This is a genomic window from Flagellimonas pelagia (genome assembly GCF_003584135.1).
Lineage (GTDB): Bacteria > Bacteroidota > Bacteroidia > Flavobacteriales > Flavobacteriaceae > Flagellimonas > Flagellimonas pelagia.
Genome location: NZ_QXFI01000018.1, coordinates 62,806 through 77,924 on the forward strand (window position 1 = coordinate 62,806; position 15,119 = coordinate 77,924).

Sequence of the window (15,119 nt, forward strand, 5' to 3'; positions counted from 1 at the left end):
CATGGGTCTCAAGGAACTCAAACAGAAAAAATGGTTCAAAGTGATGACGAATACGTACATCCTCGTGTTGACCATTTTTGTGATTTGGATGGCCTTTTTTGATACCAATTCCCTATTGATCCATTTGGAACTTAGGGACGAAATCCAAAAACTGGAAAAACAAAAGGAGTTTTTGAAGGGGGAAATTGCCAAGGACAAGGAAATTCTGGAAAAAATGTCGGATGAAAAGGAAATCGAGAAGCTTGCCCGGGAAAAATATTACATGAAAAAAGATAAGGAAGAAATCTTTTTGATCGAATACGAAGACAGCATAAAGAACAAACAAGATGAGTAAAACTGGCCTATTTGATGGGTTTCCTGAAGTTTCCGCCAAACAATGGAAACAAAAGATCCAATACGACCTAAAAGGTGCCGACTACAACGAAGCCTTGGTATGGGAATCCTTGGAGGGAATCAAGGTGAAGCCCTTTTACAACCACGATGACGTTGAAGGTGTTCCTACCTTTTCGATTGGCAAGGAACATCCGTGGAACATTGCCCAAACCATTTACGCAGGCGATGCCAAAAAAGCGAACACCAAGGCTCGTGAAATCCTTCAAAAGGGAGTGGAAAGTTTGATTTTTATTGTTCCAAGCGAAGGGACCGATTTTAATGTACTGCTCTCCGAAATCGATTTAGCATCTGTTCCGATCCATTTTCATTTTGAGTTTTTGGCTGTGGAACCTATCCAAAAGTTATTGGCGGCCACAAAAGGTCACCAAGCCCCTATCCATCTCCATATCGACTTGATTGGTCATCTGGCCAAAGACGGCAACTGGTTCCATAATCTGGAAACGGACCATAAGATTTTGGATGAGATTTTGAAATTGACCCAATCTGACGCCAAAGTATCTGTGGTGGGTGTGGATATGTCGCTTTATCAAAATGCAGGGGCCAACATGGTACAACAATTGGCCTATGGTTTGGCCCATGCCCATGAATACCTGAACCATTTTGCAAATGTCACTTCGAGCGCAGTCGAGAAGTCATTCCCCATCACTTTCAAAGTGGCTGTGGGCAGCAACTATTTCTTTGAAATAGCGAAATTGAGAGCCTTGCGCTGGCTTTGGAAAACCTTAGCTGGGGAATATGGAATTGAAAACGAATGTCACATTTTAGTTGTCCCATCCAAGCGCAACAAAACACTGTACGATTATAACGTGAACATGCTGCGTACCACATCGGAATGTATGTCGGCCGTTTTGGGCGGAGCGGATACGGTATGTAACCTTCCTTATGATGCCATCTATCACAAGGACAATGCTTTTGGGGAACGCATTGCCAGAAACCAATTGTTGTTGTTGAAGGAAGAAGGCTATTTTAACGAAGCTGCAGAAATCTCGGAAGGCACCTATTACATTGAATCGTTGACGAAGCAATTGGCGGAAAAATCCTTGACACTTTTCAAACAGTTGGAAGCCTCCGGAGGATTTTTGGATGCGTTGAAAAAAGGGACCATCCAACAAAAAATCAAGGAAAGTGCCGCCAAAGAGCAAGAACTGTTTGATGAAGGCAAGATCATATCATTGGGCACCAACAAGTACCAAAACCCACAGGACCGCATGAAGGATGACCTGGAATTGTATCCCTTCGTAAAGACCCAGCCCAGAAAGACCATCATTGTGCCCATTATAGAAAAGCGATTGGCCGAGACATCGGAACAAAAAAGATTGGACCATGAGTAGAAAAGATCTTCAAAACCTAAAATTGGCTATCGGGTCGAGCGCAGTCGAGACCCCAAACCTCGGTCACGAAAATTTTGCCGCCGGAATCTCCCCTTTTCTCCGGGGACCCTACTCCACCATGTATGTGCTGAGGCCATGGACCATTCGTCAATATGCCGGGTTTTCCACCGCCGAGGAGAGTAACGCCTTTTACCGTAGAAATTTGGAAGCAGGCCAAAAAGGACTTTCGGTAGCCTTCGACCTTCCTACTCACCGTGGCTACGATTCCGATAACGATCGTGTTGTTGGTGACGTGGGAAAGGCAGGGGTAGCCATCGATTCCGTGGAGGACATGAAAATCCTTTTTGATGGCATTCCGTTGGATGAAATGTCCGTTTCCATGACCATGAACGGGGCAGTCATCCCTATTATGGCCTTTTACATTGTGGCTGCCGAGGAACAAGGCGTGCCCATGGAAAAATTGGCAGGGACCATTCAAAATGACATTCTGAAGGAATTCATGGTGCGGAACACCTACATCTATCCTCCTACCCCTTCCATGCAGATTGTGGCCGATATTTTTGAGTTTACCAGCAAAAAGATGCCCAAGTTCAACAGTATTAGTATTTCGGGCTACCACATGCACGAAGCAGGTGCCCCTGCGGCCATGGAACTGGCCTACACTTTGGCCGATGGTATCGAATACATCCGTACCGGAATCAAGGCAGGATTAAAAATTGATGAATTTGCACCGCGACTTTCCTTCTTTTGGGGTATTGGGATGAACCATTTTTCGGAAATCGCAAAAATGAGAGCGGGCCGTATGCTCTGGGCCAAATTGGTAGAACAGTTCGAGCCACAAAGTGACAAATCGCTGATGCTCCGTACCCATAGCCAGACCAGTGGTTGGAGTTTAACGGAGCAGGATCCCTTCAACAATGTGGCCAGAACCACAATCGAGGCCATGGCCGCCGCTTTTGGCGGAACCCAAAGCCTGCATACGAACGCCTTGGATGAGGCCATTGCCCTACCCACTGATTTTTCGGCAAGGATTGCCAGAAACACCCAGATCTTCCTTCAATTGGAGACCCACATCACCAAAACCGTGGATCCTTGGGCAGGTAGCCATAAAGTGGAAAAACTAACCCATCACATTGCCGAGGAAGCTTGGAAACTGATTCAGGAAGTAGAGAAATTGGGGGGCATGACCAAAGCCATCGAAGCAGGTATCCCTAAAATGCGCATTGAAGAAGCCGCGGCCAGAAAACAGGCCCGAATCGACAGTGGACAGGATGTTATCGTGGGCGTGAACAAATATCAATTGGAAAACGAGGACGACCTCCAGATTTTGGAAGTGGACAACGCCAAAGTGCGCAAACAGCAGATGGAGCTACTTCAGCAAATCAAGTCGACCAGAAATAAAAAAGCGGTGGAGCAGGCCTTGGAACAGATACGGATAGCGGCCAAAAAAGCGACCCAAAATACAGTCGGCCGGGAAAATTTGCTAGCTTTAGCCGTACAAGCCGCCAAAGAACGTGCGACTCTCGGCGAAATCAGTGACGCCATGGAAAGTGCCTTTGGTAGGTATAAAGCAAAAATCCAATCCTTTACCGGCGTGTATTCCAAAGAAATCAAGAACGACGAAAGTTTTGAAAAGGCCCAAAAAATGGCCGATGAATTTGCCCAACAGGAAGGGCGAAGACCTCGGATCATGGTGGCCAAAATGGGTCAGGATGGCCATGACCGTGGTGCCAAGGTAGTGGCCACCGGGTATGCCGATCTTGGCTTTGACGTGGATATCGGACCCCTTTTCCAGACCCCGGCCGAAGTGGCCAAACAGGTCGTGGAGAACGATGTACACATTTTGGGTATCTCTTCCTTGGCTGGTGGGCACAAGACATTGGTACCCGAAGTGGTGCAAGAACTCAAAAAACTGGGTCGGGAAGATATTATGGTCATCGTTGGCGGTGTTATCCCAAAACAGGATTACAAGCACTTGTTGGACCATGGAGCAGTGGCTGTTTTTGGACCCGGTACCAAGATTGCGGATGCAGCCATAGAAATCTTGAACATTTTGATGGATTGAACCCGCTTAACTAGCTTGTAAATACAACTTTAACTTTCTTTAACGCATAATAGCGGGTTTATTCACCCACTGTTAACAATTTACATTTTTTAGCATCTTAAATAATCGTATTTTTAGCACCTAACTTACTATGAAATGGGCAAGATTATTGCTATTGCAAACCAAAAGGGCGGTGTGGGAAAAACGACCACCACGGTAAACCTCGCGGCCTCTCTTGGTGTATTGGAAAAGAAAGTTTTATTGATCGATGCCGACCCCCAAGCCAATGCAACATCCGGCTTAGGTATCGATGTGGATTCCGTGGAACAGGGAACTTACCAATTGCTGGAACATACGATGAGTGTGGATGAAGTCATCATCCCGACCGATTCCCCCAATGTAGACCTTATTCCGGCACATATCGACCTTGTCGCCATTGAGATTGAACTTGTGGACAAGGACAATAGGGAATATATGTTGAAGGAAGCCCTTAAAGGTCTTGGTGATCGTTATGATTTTGTTTTGATCGATTGTGCTCCTTCCCTAGGTCTTTTAACGCTGAACGCCCTTACCGCAGCGGATTCGGTGATGATACCTATCCAATGCGAGTATTTTGCACTTGAAGGCTTGGGAAAACTCTTGAATACCGTAAAAAGTGTCCAAAAAATACACAACAACGACCTGGATATCGAAGGCATGCTATTGACCATGTACGATTCAAGGCTACGCCTATCCAACCAAGTTGTTGAAGAAGTGAAAAAACACTTCGCGGATATGGTTTTCGATACCATCATCCAAAGAAACGTAAGGCTGAGTGAAGCACCAAGTTATGGGGAAAGCATCATAAAATACGATGCCAGCAGCAAGGGTGCCTCGAATTATCTTAACTTGGCCAACGAAATTTTGAAGAAAAACAAGGAGAAAGTTTAAATGGCGAAAGCAACAAAAAAACAGGCTTTGGGTAGAGGCCTGTCCGCTCTTTTGAAAGACCCCGAGAACGATATCCAATCGGTTTCGGACAAGAATGCGGACAAGGTCATCGGGAATGTAGTGGAATTGGATATCGAATCCATAGAGATGAACCCCTTTCAGCCGCGTTCCAATTTTAATGACGAAGCCCTTGAAGAACTGGCCAGCTCCATTCGTGAGCTCGGCATCATACAACCCATAACCGTTCGCAAGCTCGATTTCAACAAGTTTCAGTTGGTATCAGGAGAGCGTAGGTACCGTGCTTCCAAGTTGGTGGGGCTTGAGACCATTCCTGCCTACATCCGTATTGCAAATGACCAAGAGTCTCTGGAAATGGCCTTGGTGGAGAACATCCAAAGACAGGATCTTGATCCTATTGAAATTGCATTATCCTACCAACGTTTGATCGATGAGATCCAGATCACTCAAGAAAAACTGAGTGATCGGGTGGGGAAAAAACGTTCGACCATTACCAATTACCTTAGATTGCTCAAACTGCACCCCATCATTCAGACCGGGATGCGGGACGGGTTCATCAGCATGGGACATGGCAGGGCTCTTATCAATATCGAAAAGAAAAAAGACCAAATCGGGATTTATGAGAAAATAGTATCCGATGGTCTATCCGTTAGGGAAACTGAAAGATTGGTGAAGGATTACAAAGAACCTTCGGACGCTCCCAACACCGAAAAGATAAAAACGGGCAAGGCGGTTCCTGGGTTTGTTTCCAACGGAATCGATGCCTTGAAGGATTACCTTTCCACCAAAGTGGACGTTACCGCATCCAGTAACGGAAAAGGTAAGATTGTGATTCCCTTCCATTCCGAGGAAGAATTCAAGCGTATCAAAAAACTATTGACTGGTGAGTAAAACCCTTCATTTTTGGTTCTTTTCCCTATTGTTTCTTCACATTGGCTTTTCTCAGGAAAAACAAGAAAACCAGGAAAAAGAACAACCTCAGACCAAAGAAGTGGATTCCTTGACCCAAGGTTTGAACGGCGAGGGCATCACCTTTGAGGAAGTGAGCAAAAGGGAGAGCGTAAACCCTTTGGCTCCCAGCAAGGCTGCCTTTTACTCCGCTATTGTACCAGGTTTGGGGCAAATCTACAACAAAAGGTATTGGAAAGCCCCCATCGTTTGGGGTGCCATGGGCACGGCCATTTATGCCTATTCCTATAACAATACACGATATAGAATAGCCCGGAATGCTTTCAAGCGAAGATTGGCAGGTTTTACGGATGATGAATTTTATGGTGATGGAACTATCCCCCGTGTATCGGATGATGCCCTCCAAGAGGAACAAGAAAGTGCCCAACGGGATCGCGACCTTTCCTTGGTGATCACCATTGCACTCTACGCCCTGAACATTATCGATGCCAATGTGGATGCCCATTTAAAACAATACAACGTGGACGACAACCTATCGTTCGATATTAAACCTTATTTGGATTTGAACCCCCTGACCAACCAACCCAACTACGGAATGGCCTTGGTCGTAAAATTTTAAATTATGAAGATTGGTCTTTTTGGATATGGCAAAATGGGCAAAATGATCGAGCAGATCGCTGTGGAAAGAGGCCATACCATTGTAGCCAAAATTGATACCGGCGCAACAGATATCGATTTCAAATCCATGGACGTAGCCATCGATTTCAGTACACCTGATGCTGCGTTTGAAAATATTACGAATTGTTTTAAAAATGGCGTTCCCGTAATCAGTGGCACCACAGGTTGGTTGTCCAATTATGCCGATGCCGTGGAACTATGCCAAAAGCATGATGGAGGGTTCATCTATGCCTCCAACTTCAGCTTGGGCGTTAATATCTTTTTTGAACTCAATACCCATTTGGCCAGAATGATGGCCGGGCTGGAGCAATACAAGGTTTCCATGGAAGAAATACACCATACCCAAAAATTGGATGCCCCAAGTGGTACAGCCATTACCTTGGCAGAGGGAATCATTCAAAACTCTTCCTATGAAAATTGGAAGTTGCACGATACCGCCGACAAGGCCATTACCATAAATTCCATTCGTGAGGGTATGGTACCGGGAACCCACAGTATTTCCTACGAAAGTGCCGTGGACAAAATTGAAATCAAACACGTAGCACACAATCGCGAGGGATTTGCTCTGGGAGCCGTAATCGCTGCAGAATGGATTCAGGGAAAAACTGGAGTTTTTACCATGAAGGATGTGTTAAACCTAAGCTAAAAAACGTAACAACAATTTAGGCATCAAGTCTAACTAAGAAACTTTTATATGGACGGTACACAATGGATCATTTTTATTTTGGTCATTCAAGTCATCCACTTTTTGGGAACCTGGAAACTATATGTAAAGGCAGGTAGAAAGACTTGGGAAGCTGCAATTCCGGTTTATAACGGCATCGTTTTGATGAAGATCATCAAAAGACCATGGTGGTGGGTACTGTTACTCTTCATTCCTATCATCAATTTATTGATGTTCCCCGTAGTTTGGGTGGAAACCATCCGAAGTTTTGGAAAACATTCCCTTTTAGATACCTGGTTGGTAATCCTCACTCTTGGATTTTACATCTACTACATCAACTATTTTGAAGATGTGGCCTATATTGAGGATAGAAGCCTGAAACCACGCACCGGACTTGGGGAGTGGGTAAGTTCCATTGTTTTTGCCATTGTGGCCGCTACCTTTGTCCATACCTATTTTATTCAGCCCTATGTAATTCCAACGGGCTCTTTGGAACGCACCCTTCGAATTGGGGACTTCTTGTTCGTAAGCAAGTTCCATTATGGGGCCAGGGTACCCATGACCACTTTGGCGGCACCCATGGTGCACGACACCCTTCCCATACTCAAAACACGTTCCTACTTGGCCGATGTGGATCCAGAGACCTACAAGACCTCATGGATCAACAAGTTGCAACTGCCCTATATGCGTTTGCCCGGGTTTGAAGAGGTCAAGAAAAATGATATTGTCGTTTTCAGTCTCCCATCAGATACCCTGTACCAGTTTTTTAAGGCGCAAAAAGCCGTAATGAAACCTGTCGACAAAAAATCCAACTACGTAAAACGATGTGTGGGCACCCCGGGAGATTCCCTGCAAGTCATTGATGGGTATGTCTATATCAACGGGCAACAGTTAAAACTTTCCGACCGTGCCAAACCCATGTATGATTATGAGGTTTACGCCCAAAATGGTGTTTCCAGTAAATATTTGGAAGATGTTGATGCCGCGGATTATCTACGAAAATATATTGCCACCAACATCAGCGAAAGTCAGGTCAATGCCCTTTCCCCTTATATTTTAGGAGGAAATAGAACAAGTGATGGCAAAATTGAACTCATCACCAAAGAAAAAGGAATCCCGACCGATGTTATTCGTCAATTAAGGCTTTCCTTGACAGAGGAAAAACCACGATCTAGGGTTGCCAATATGACGGATGAAATGGTGGCAAAACTCCGTGAAAACCCTGCCATCGATTCGGTAGTCAAGACCGAGGAACCCAAAGGCGAATATGGAGGCGCATTCCCTCAAAAACCGAACCTATACCCTTGGAACAACGATTACTTCGGCCCCATTTACATACCCAAAGCAGGGACAACAGTAGAGATCAGTGCCAAGACCATCCCGCTTTACAAGAAAATCATTAGGGACTACGAACACAATGATGTAAAAATCACGGGGAATAAAGTTTACATTAACGGGCAGGAAGCCCATTCCTATACCTTTAAACAGGATTACTATTGGATGATGGGCGATAACCGAGACCATTCCGAGGACAGCCGTACTTGGGGTTATGTCCCTGCCGACCACATTGTGGGCAAACCCGTATTCCTTTGGATGAGTTTTGACAATTTCCAGGAAGGCATAGCCCATTGGAGACCTCGTTGGGAAAGAATCTTTACCACCGTGGGCGGCAGCGGCGAACCTGTGTCCTATTTCAAATATTTTGTGGCCCTGCTCATCGGTTGGTTCATATTCGATTTTTTCCGTAAAAGAAAGAAGAAGAAAACGGCATAATTCAAAATCGTTTCACTTTTGAAATTACTGCTTCATCCAACATACCTTCCCAACATCGCTACTTTTGCTGCCATAGCACAGCAAGAAGTGGTTTGGGAGGCACATGACAATTTTCAGAAGCAGACCTACCGGAACCGTTGCTATATCTGTACTGATAAGGGCAAGCACATGCTCAATATCCCCATAAAACATGTGGGCGGAGATGAAGGTCGTCAAAAATATGCCGATGTGCTCATGGACAACAGCTATCCTTGGAAAAAGCAGCATTGGCGCACCCTGGAAACTGCATACCGCACCTCTCCGTTCTTTGAGTTCTACGAGGATGATATCAGGCCTTTGTTCGAAGGTAAAGAGGCTTCTCTATTTGAGTTTAACCTAAAGGCTGTTGAGATTATAGGAGATTGTCTGGGGGTTCCATTGGCAAGTGAAAGAACGGGCAAATATGAATTGAGTCCCAAAGACTTGGTCGACACCCGTTTTTTGGTAGAAGCCAAAAAGGAAAAAAAACCGGATTTGGAATCTTACCCACAGGTATTTGAAGAAAGACATGGCTTTATTCCAAACCTCAGTATTTTGGACCTATTGTTCAATGAGGGAACCAATACGCTCACCTACTTAAAAGAACAATCCTTGGATTTTTTGCATGATTAGGCACGGTATCCATTACGGAATCCATTTTATAGTTCCCGTCTTCATCGCTTTCTATTTTTTCAAAGGAAACCGGATTGGGGCATTATTGATTTTATGGACCGGCATCCTCATTGATGTTGACCATTTTTGGGCCAATCCATTGTTCGATTCCAATCGTTGCAGCATCGGTTTTCATCCGTTGCATTCTTATTGGGCCATTTTGGGATATTGTATCCTTCCATTTTTTAAACCTACACGATTGATTGGTCTGGCCCTGCTCCTCCATATTTTTGCGGATACGATGGATTGTTTATTGATGTGAGTCCAATCGCAATGTTGCCATGACCGGAAAATGATCCGAAAGTCTTTCATTGAAGTTTTGATGGGAAAGCACCTCAAATTCGGGGTCAGCTAATATATAATCAATTCGTATCGGGAATTTCAACAGATCATAGGTTCGACCAAAACCTTTTCCTTTTTCAAAATAGGAATCGTTCATATCCCCTTTAATGATCTGGTAAACATTGGAATATTGGGTATTGTTGAAATCTCCCACCAATATTTTTTTAAAATGGGTCTTCTCCATGTTCTCCCTTATCAGATTGGCCTGTTCGTATTGTTTCAACATCGCCTGTCTAGACCGTTCGAACAATTTTGCAGACTGTTCCCTTTTTATCGTATTCAAACCTGGAACTATCCTAAAGGATTGTAAATGAACATTGAAAATCCTTAAGGTATCTTTTTTAAACAAAATATCTACATACAGGGTATTATTATTGGTTTGTGGAAAATCCAATGAATGTCCCTGAATAATAGGAAACTTTGAAAAAATAATCTGGTATGATTTTTTAGTACCTCCAGGAGTCTCATAGTTGTAAGGGTAGTTTTTAAACTCTCTTTTCTTTATCATACTGAATTCCTGAAAACAGATAACATCTGGGTTTTGCTGCTTTACAAAAGAGACTATTTCGTTTTCAATATTGGAATCTTTGATCCAACTATATTTATTAAAACTCCTTGCGTTGAAAGACATTATGGATAATGCCCTTTGATCTTTTTCATCAACCTTGTCCTGCCCAGAAAACTTGTAAAAAGGACCTAAAAACAGGTACCAAAGCACCAACAAGGATACGGACAACAAAAAGTTCCTTTTTCTTCGCAATAACCAATACACAACAAAATTTGCATTGATCAATACGGATATTGGCACCACAAGACTCAGTATGGAAAGTGAGGAAATGTATTTGGTAGGTATATAAGGCACCAACAATGAAATGGCCAGCACCAAGGCAAACAAGGTGTTCAACAAAAAGATGATCTTATCAAAAAATGAGAGGTTCTTCACAAATCAGTCTTCCTTACCGGCTTTAAACAAAAAATCCTTTTCTTCCTTGGACAGGCTCTCGTACCCCGATTTGCTTATCTTGTCCAAAATGATATCTATCTTCCGTTGTTTGGCCTGTTTGTCGTAATCCGCTTTATTGTTTACCGTTGCACTCTTTTTGTAAACCGTTTTCATAGGTGCCTTTTTTTCCCTTGGTTTAAAAAGACTTGCGATAGCGTTTCTCAATTTGGTAAACCCAGAACCGATATCATTTCCCTTGAACAATTGACGGGCATAGACATACCCTAACAACGCTCCTCCCAAATGCGCCAGCCTACCTCCTATATTTCCTCCGTAAGGTATTTGGATCAAATCCATCAACACAAAAAACGCCCCTATATACCACAGTTTAATATTGAAGAAAAACACACGAACCTCTTGATTGGGAATATAGGCACAAACAAAGATCAACACGGCCGTTACCCCAGCAGAAGCCCCTATCAATGCCGTATTGGTATTCAACAAAGTTGGGAATACGTTATAGCTCAAAAGAAATACCAATCCACCCACAATGACCCCTAAGAAATATACATTGATGAACTTTTGGGCATCAAAAAGGTTCAAAAATATACGGCTCGCAAAATAGAGCATGACCATGTTCCAAAAAATATGCATCAGCCCTGCATGGAAAAAGGAATAGGTCACCAAGGACCAGGGTTGTCCAATAAACTCCAAAAAATCCTTTGGCAATTGGAACCATGTGGAAATGGAATACCCGAGTAAAGCTTTTGAAAGTCCATCCAGTAAAAAAACCAATACGTTCAGGGCTATCAGCTTCTCCGCAACGGTCAGCCTGGCATATTGATATTGAAGTCCACCACTCGCCATAGATTAATTCCAACGGTTATTGTTGAACTGGTTCTTCTTCCAGTACCACATCATTATAAATCCGATCAACGCACCCCCAATGTGGGCAAAATGTGCAACCCCTGTATTCACGTTGCTAATACCAAAGATCAAGTCACTGGCAATCAATAGGGGCACAAAATACTTCGCCTTTATGGGCACAGGCAAAAAGATGAGCATCAGTTTTGCCTCGGAATACATAAAGGCGAAAGCCACCAAAACACCATAAATAGCTCCCGATGCTCCCACTGCAGGAGTGTTGAATGCCATGAGCATACTATCTATAGTACCTTTTGATACCACATTATACCAACCCGGACTGTATTGTCCATTGGCCAAAATATCCAAAATCTGTGTCTTGGCAATACCTGCTCCTTCCAAAGCATTGATTCCTTCGGTGAAAAGAAAATAATTGACCCCTGTATGCAATGCCGCCGAACCTAGTCCCGCTGAAAAATAAAAGAACAGGAACTTGTTCCTTCCCCAAATACGCTCCAATGGTGTACCGAATGCCCATAGGGCATACATATTGAAGACAATGTGCATAAGGTTCCCATGCATGAACATATGGGTTACCACCTGCCACCACTCAAAATTGGGGTTTTTGGGAAACCAAAGCGACATCCATTGGTACATTTGGTCTCCATATAATTGTGTGGCAAAAAACATGATCACATTTATGATCAATATGTGTTTTACTGCCTCTGTCATTCTACCCATCTAGCTGAATTTTTTATCGATATCCCCTTCGGAGACAATGGTATACGTTATTTTTTGAAACGGACTAAGGGAAGGCTCCTTGCAGGCGAACAAATTGTTCACCAATGCCAATTGCGATTCTTGGTCCAAAACTTCCCCCGTTCTAATGGCCAGGTTTTTGGAAAGCACTTTGGCCAGGACCTCCGCCTGTGAAAGGGTTCCATCATTAAAACCTTCCATATAGTCGGCAATCAAATGATCCAATACCGTGCCAATCCCACTTTCGGGCACTACCAAGGGCACACCTGTCACTTTTACAGTTTCATGTTTCAAACTTTCAAAAGCGAACCCGATATTTGTCAGGCTTTCCTTGATTTCGTTAAGAACGGCCAATTCTTGTTTGTTGAAAGTCAGTTCCAAAGGAAAGAGTAATTGTTGGCTCACCCCTTCCTTTACGGTGATCTCCCCTAAAAACTTCTCGAACAGGATGCGTTCATGGGCCCTATTCTGGTGAATGACCAACAAGCCCGATCGCACAGTGCTCATTACATATTTTCTGCGCAATTGAAAAGTTGCGGCCAAGCGTTCCTCCACCTCTTCATCGGTATATAATGTCCCTTGTACTGCACTTTCGGATTCGATTACCACACTGCTGAATTCCTCCACATCAATATCCTTGTCCAAGCCTTCATACATGTCTTCCCAACCTTTAACACTTGTTTTCTGAAAGGATTTACCCATTCCCTTGGATTCCGAAGTTTCCTTGAATGGATTGAAGGATGCATCTACCGTTACCTTTGGTAAAATGACATCTTTTTCCTTGTAGGCATAAGGCGTATCCAGATTGGGATCATGATCAAAATCCAAGACCGGGGCCACATTGAATTGTCCTAGACTATGCTTTACCGTGGAACGCAAAATGGCGTACAAGGTGTTTTCATCATCAAATTTCACCTCGGTTTTGGTGGGATGTATGTTGATATCGATGGACGATGGATCTACTTCCAAATACAGAAAATAACCTGGGTACATATCCGATTTGATCAAACCTTCAAAGGCGGCCGTCACGGCATGATGCAGATAAGGACTCTTGATAAATCGGTCATTGGCGAAGAAAAACTGCTCGCCCCGACTCTTTTTGGCAAATTCGGGTTTGCAGACAAAACCGGAAATCTTCACCACCTCGGTTTCTTCATTCACAGGCACCAACCGGTCCTCCATCCTGTTGCCGAAAATATGGGCAATTCGCTGGCGGTGTTTTGTTTTGGGCAGATTGAACAGTTCCGACCCGTTGTTGTAAAAATGGAATTCGATATTGGGATGCACCAAGGCCACCCGATGGAACTCATCGGTGATATGCCTCAGTTCCACTTGGTGGGATTTTAAAAAGTTTCTTCTCGCCGGAATATTGAAAAACAGGTTTTTCACGGAAATGGATGTCCCTTTCGGAGTGGCCACCACTTCTTGGGAAACGATCTTACTGCCTTCAATCTTGAGCTGAACCCCTACCTCACTATCCTCTTTTCTTGTTTGCATATCCACATGGGCAATGGCCGCTATGGAAGCCAAGGCCTCACCACGGAAACCTTTGGTATGCAAATTGAAAAGATCTTGTGCGGAAGTAATCTTGGAAGTAGCATGGCGCTCAAAGGATAAACGGGCATCGGTCTCGCTCATCCCCATGCCGTCGTCCACTACCTGTATCAACGTCTTTCCACCATCTTTGATAATCAACTTGATGGTACTGGCACCGGCATCGATGGCATTTTCCATCAGTTCCTTCACCACGGAAGCTGGGCGCTGAACCACCTCCCCTGCCGCTATCTGATTGGCAACATGGTCCGGTAACAGTTTAATGATGTCCGCCATTATGGATTCCAGAATATCGATAAATCGAAGTCTATAATGATGAGGAACAATAAGACCAAGATGGCCACTATTACAAGAAATCGAAGTTTCATGTTCTTGTCCCCTTCGTTTTTCAGGTCATCCATGGCCGAGGTAAACTTGTTCTTAATCCCTCGATTAGTCTGTACCGTACTTCGGAATTTATCCAGTTTGTGTTCTATCTTATAAGGATTGCCCTCCCCTTTGTAGTATCGCGGTGAATACTCAAAGCTCCTATTTTTCCTAAGTTTCAGGGGGTTTCGCATGATATCCTTCTCCTATATGCCCAAAGGTACTCAAAATAGAAAAAAGGGCTCGGAGACCCTTCCTAAAAAATGTTAACAACCGAACCGTTGATTTCTGGATTGTTTGATTGCTGGAATATTGGATTGCTCGGATAAAAAACGCTCGTCTTGAACTTGAGCTTGGACTTGTTACTTAAACTTGCTCTTATTTCCCCAACACCGCCATCTGGATGGCCGCTATGGCCGCTTCGGTACCTTTATTGCCGTGTTTGCCGCCGCTCCTATCCAAGGATTGTTGAATATTATCGTCGGTAAGTACACAAAAAATAACCGGGACATCGTAAGCAACATTCAAATCCTTGATACCTTGGGCCGTTGCACTACATACAAAATCAAAATGGCTGGTCTCTCCCCTGATCACACTTCCAATGGCGATAACCGCATCCACCTTTTGGGTGTTGATCATTTTTTTGCTGCCAAAAGTTAGCTCAAAGCTACCGGGTACGTTCCAACGGATGATGTTTTCTGGCAAGGCCCCACAATCCAAAAGGGCCTCTTGGGCACCCTGGAAAAGGGCTTCGGTAATCTGTCCGTTCCATTCCGAAACAACAATCCCAAACCGAAGATCCTTCGCGTTTGGGATTTTATTTTTATCGTAAACGGATAAGTTTTTGTTCTCTGTGGCCAT

General features: G+C 44.0%; 16 protein-coding genes. 10 read left to right on the forward strand and 6 right to left on the reverse strand.

Annotated elements, in window-relative coordinates; all coding sequences use genetic code 11:
* Position 1 precedes the first annotated feature (1 nt).
* The 10 genes from D2V05_RS06645 (at position 2) to D2V05_RS06690 (ending at position 9,692) form a co-directional block, all read left to right on the forward strand.
* Entirely contained in the window at positions 2 to 334 is a 333-nt protein-coding gene (locus D2V05_RS06645) for an FtsB family cell division protein (protein WP_119646861.1), read from the forward strand.
* Positions 327 to 1,724, forward strand: a complete 1,398-nt coding sequence (locus tag D2V05_RS06650) for a methylmalonyl-CoA mutase subunit beta (RefSeq protein ID WP_119646863.1) — start codon at positions 327 to 329, stop codon at positions 1,722 to 1,724. The genes D2V05_RS06645 and D2V05_RS06650 overlap by 8 nt, the downstream gene beginning before the upstream one ends.
* Positions 1,717 to 3,789, forward strand: a complete 2,073-nt coding sequence (scpA, locus tag D2V05_RS06655) for a methylmalonyl-CoA mutase (protein ID WP_119646866.1) — start codon at positions 1,717 to 1,719, stop codon at positions 3,787 to 3,789. The genes D2V05_RS06650 and scpA overlap by 8 nt, the downstream gene beginning before the upstream one ends.
* A gap of 135 nt (positions 3,790 to 3,924) precedes the next feature.
* Positions 3,925 to 4,698, forward strand: coding sequence for a ParA family protein (locus D2V05_RS06660; protein WP_119640723.1), 774 nt, complete (start codon positions 3,925 to 3,927; stop codon positions 4,696 to 4,698).
* The gene (locus D2V05_RS06665) at positions 4,699 to 5,607 is read left to right on the forward strand and encodes a ParB/RepB/Spo0J family partition protein (protein ID WP_119646868.1); all 909 of its coding nucleotides are present in this window, start codon (positions 4,699 to 4,701) and stop codon (positions 5,605 to 5,607) included.
* Positions 5,600 to 6,244, forward strand: a complete 645-nt coding sequence (locus D2V05_RS06670; protein WP_119646870.1) for a DUF5683 domain-containing protein — start codon at positions 5,600 to 5,602, stop codon at positions 6,242 to 6,244. Before D2V05_RS06665 ends, D2V05_RS06670 begins: the two co-directional genes overlap by 8 nt.
* Positions 6,245 to 6,247: 3 nt before the next feature.
* Positions 6,248 to 6,949, forward strand: coding sequence for a 4-hydroxy-tetrahydrodipicolinate reductase (gene dapB, locus D2V05_RS06675; RefSeq protein ID WP_119646873.1), 702 nt, complete (start codon positions 6,248 to 6,250; stop codon positions 6,947 to 6,949).
* A gap of 48 nt (positions 6,950 to 6,997) precedes the next feature.
* Positions 6,998 to 8,740: a signal peptidase I gene (gene lepB, locus D2V05_RS06680; protein WP_119646876.1), complete on the forward strand. Its 1,743-nt coding sequence runs from the start codon at positions 6,998 to 7,000 to the stop codon at positions 8,738 to 8,740.
* 18 nt (positions 8,741 to 8,758) lie between these two features.
* Complete coding sequence (locus D2V05_RS06685) at positions 8,759 to 9,391, forward strand: WbqC family protein (RefSeq protein WP_119646878.1); 633 nt, start codon at positions 8,759 to 8,761, stop codon at positions 9,389 to 9,391.
* Entirely contained in the window at positions 9,384 to 9,692 is a 309-nt protein-coding gene (locus D2V05_RS06690) for a DUF6122 family protein (protein WP_119646881.1), read from the forward strand. The genes D2V05_RS06685 and D2V05_RS06690 overlap by 8 nt, the downstream gene beginning before the upstream one ends.
* Here the strand turns inward: D2V05_RS06690 and D2V05_RS06695 are convergent.
* The 6 genes from D2V05_RS06695 to ribH all read right to left on the reverse strand — a co-directional run bounded on the left by D2V05_RS06695 (position 9,681) and on the right by ribH (position 15,119).
* On the reverse strand, positions 9,681 to 10,715 hold the full coding sequence (locus tag D2V05_RS06695) for an endonuclease/exonuclease/phosphatase family protein (RefSeq protein WP_119646883.1): 1,035 nt from the start codon (positions 10,713 to 10,715) through the stop codon (positions 9,681 to 9,683). The two genes, D2V05_RS06690 and D2V05_RS06695, sit on opposite strands and share 12 nt — an antisense overlap.
* Positions 10,716 to 10,718: 3 nt before the next feature.
* Complete coding sequence (locus D2V05_RS06700) at positions 10,719 to 11,582, reverse strand: rhomboid family intramembrane serine protease (protein WP_119646885.1); 864 nt, start codon at positions 11,580 to 11,582, stop codon at positions 10,719 to 10,721.
* Between the two features lie 3 nt (positions 11,583 to 11,585).
* A complete protein-coding gene (locus tag D2V05_RS06705; RefSeq protein ID WP_119646887.1) occupies positions 11,586 to 12,320 on the reverse strand; it encodes a rhomboid family intramembrane serine protease in 735 nt (244 codons plus the stop codon).
* The gene (gene mutL, locus D2V05_RS06710) at positions 12,321 to 14,168 is read right to left on the reverse strand and encodes a DNA mismatch repair endonuclease MutL (protein WP_119646890.1); all 1,848 of its coding nucleotides are present in this window, start codon (positions 14,166 to 14,168) and stop codon (positions 12,321 to 12,323) included.
* Complete coding sequence (locus tag D2V05_RS06715; RefSeq protein WP_119646892.1) at positions 14,168 to 14,452, reverse strand: riboflavin synthase subunit beta; 285 nt, start codon at positions 14,450 to 14,452, stop codon at positions 14,168 to 14,170. Before D2V05_RS06715 ends, mutL begins: the two co-directional genes overlap by 1 nt.
* A gap of 184 nt (positions 14,453 to 14,636) precedes the next feature.
* Complete coding sequence (gene ribH, locus D2V05_RS06720; RefSeq protein ID WP_119646894.1) at positions 14,637 to 15,119, reverse strand: 6,7-dimethyl-8-ribityllumazine synthase; 483 nt, start codon at positions 15,117 to 15,119, stop codon at positions 14,637 to 14,639.

Coding starts and splice junctions, on each gene's coding strand:
- D2V05_RS06645 (WP_119646861.1), top strand. CDS start 2: ATGGGTCTCAAGGAACTCAAACAGAAAAAATGGTTCAAAGTGATGACG.
- D2V05_RS06650 (WP_119646863.1), top strand. CDS start 327: ATGAGTAAAACTGGCCTATTTGATGGGTTTCCTGAAGTTTCCGCCAAA.
- scpA (WP_119646866.1), top strand. CDS start 1,717: ATGAGTAGAAAAGATCTTCAAAACCTAAAATTGGCTATCGGGTCGAGC.
- D2V05_RS06660 (WP_119640723.1), top strand. CDS start 3,925: ATGGGCAAGATTATTGCTATTGCAAACCAAAAGGGCGGTGTGGGAAAA.
- D2V05_RS06665 (WP_119646868.1), top strand. CDS start 4,699: ATGGCGAAAGCAACAAAAAAACAGGCTTTGGGTAGAGGCCTGTCCGCT.
- dapB (WP_119646873.1), top strand. CDS start 6,248: ATGAAGATTGGTCTTTTTGGATATGGCAAAATGGGCAAAATGATCGAG.
- lepB (WP_119646876.1), top strand. CDS start 6,998: ATGGACGGTACACAATGGATCATTTTTATTTTGGTCATTCAAGTCATC.
- D2V05_RS06690 (WP_119646881.1), top strand. CDS start 9,384: ATGATTAGGCACGGTATCCATTACGGAATCCATTTTATAGTTCCCGTC.
- D2V05_RS06700 (WP_119646885.1), bottom strand. CDS start 11,582: ATGGCGAGTGGTGGACTTCAATATCAATATGCCAGGCTGACCGTTGCG.
- D2V05_RS06705 (WP_119646887.1), bottom strand. CDS start 12,320: ATGGGTAGAATGACAGAGGCAGTAAAACACATATTGATCATAAATGTG.
- mutL (WP_119646890.1), bottom strand. CDS start 14,168: ATGGCGGACATCATTAAACTGTTACCGGACCATGTTGCCAATCAGATA.
- D2V05_RS06715 (WP_119646892.1), bottom strand. CDS start 14,452: ATGCGAAACCCCCTGAAACTTAGGAAAAATAGGAGCTTTGAGTATTCA.
- ribH (WP_119646894.1), bottom strand. CDS start 15,119: ATGGCCACAGAGAACAAAAACTTATCCGTTTACGATAAAAATAAAATC.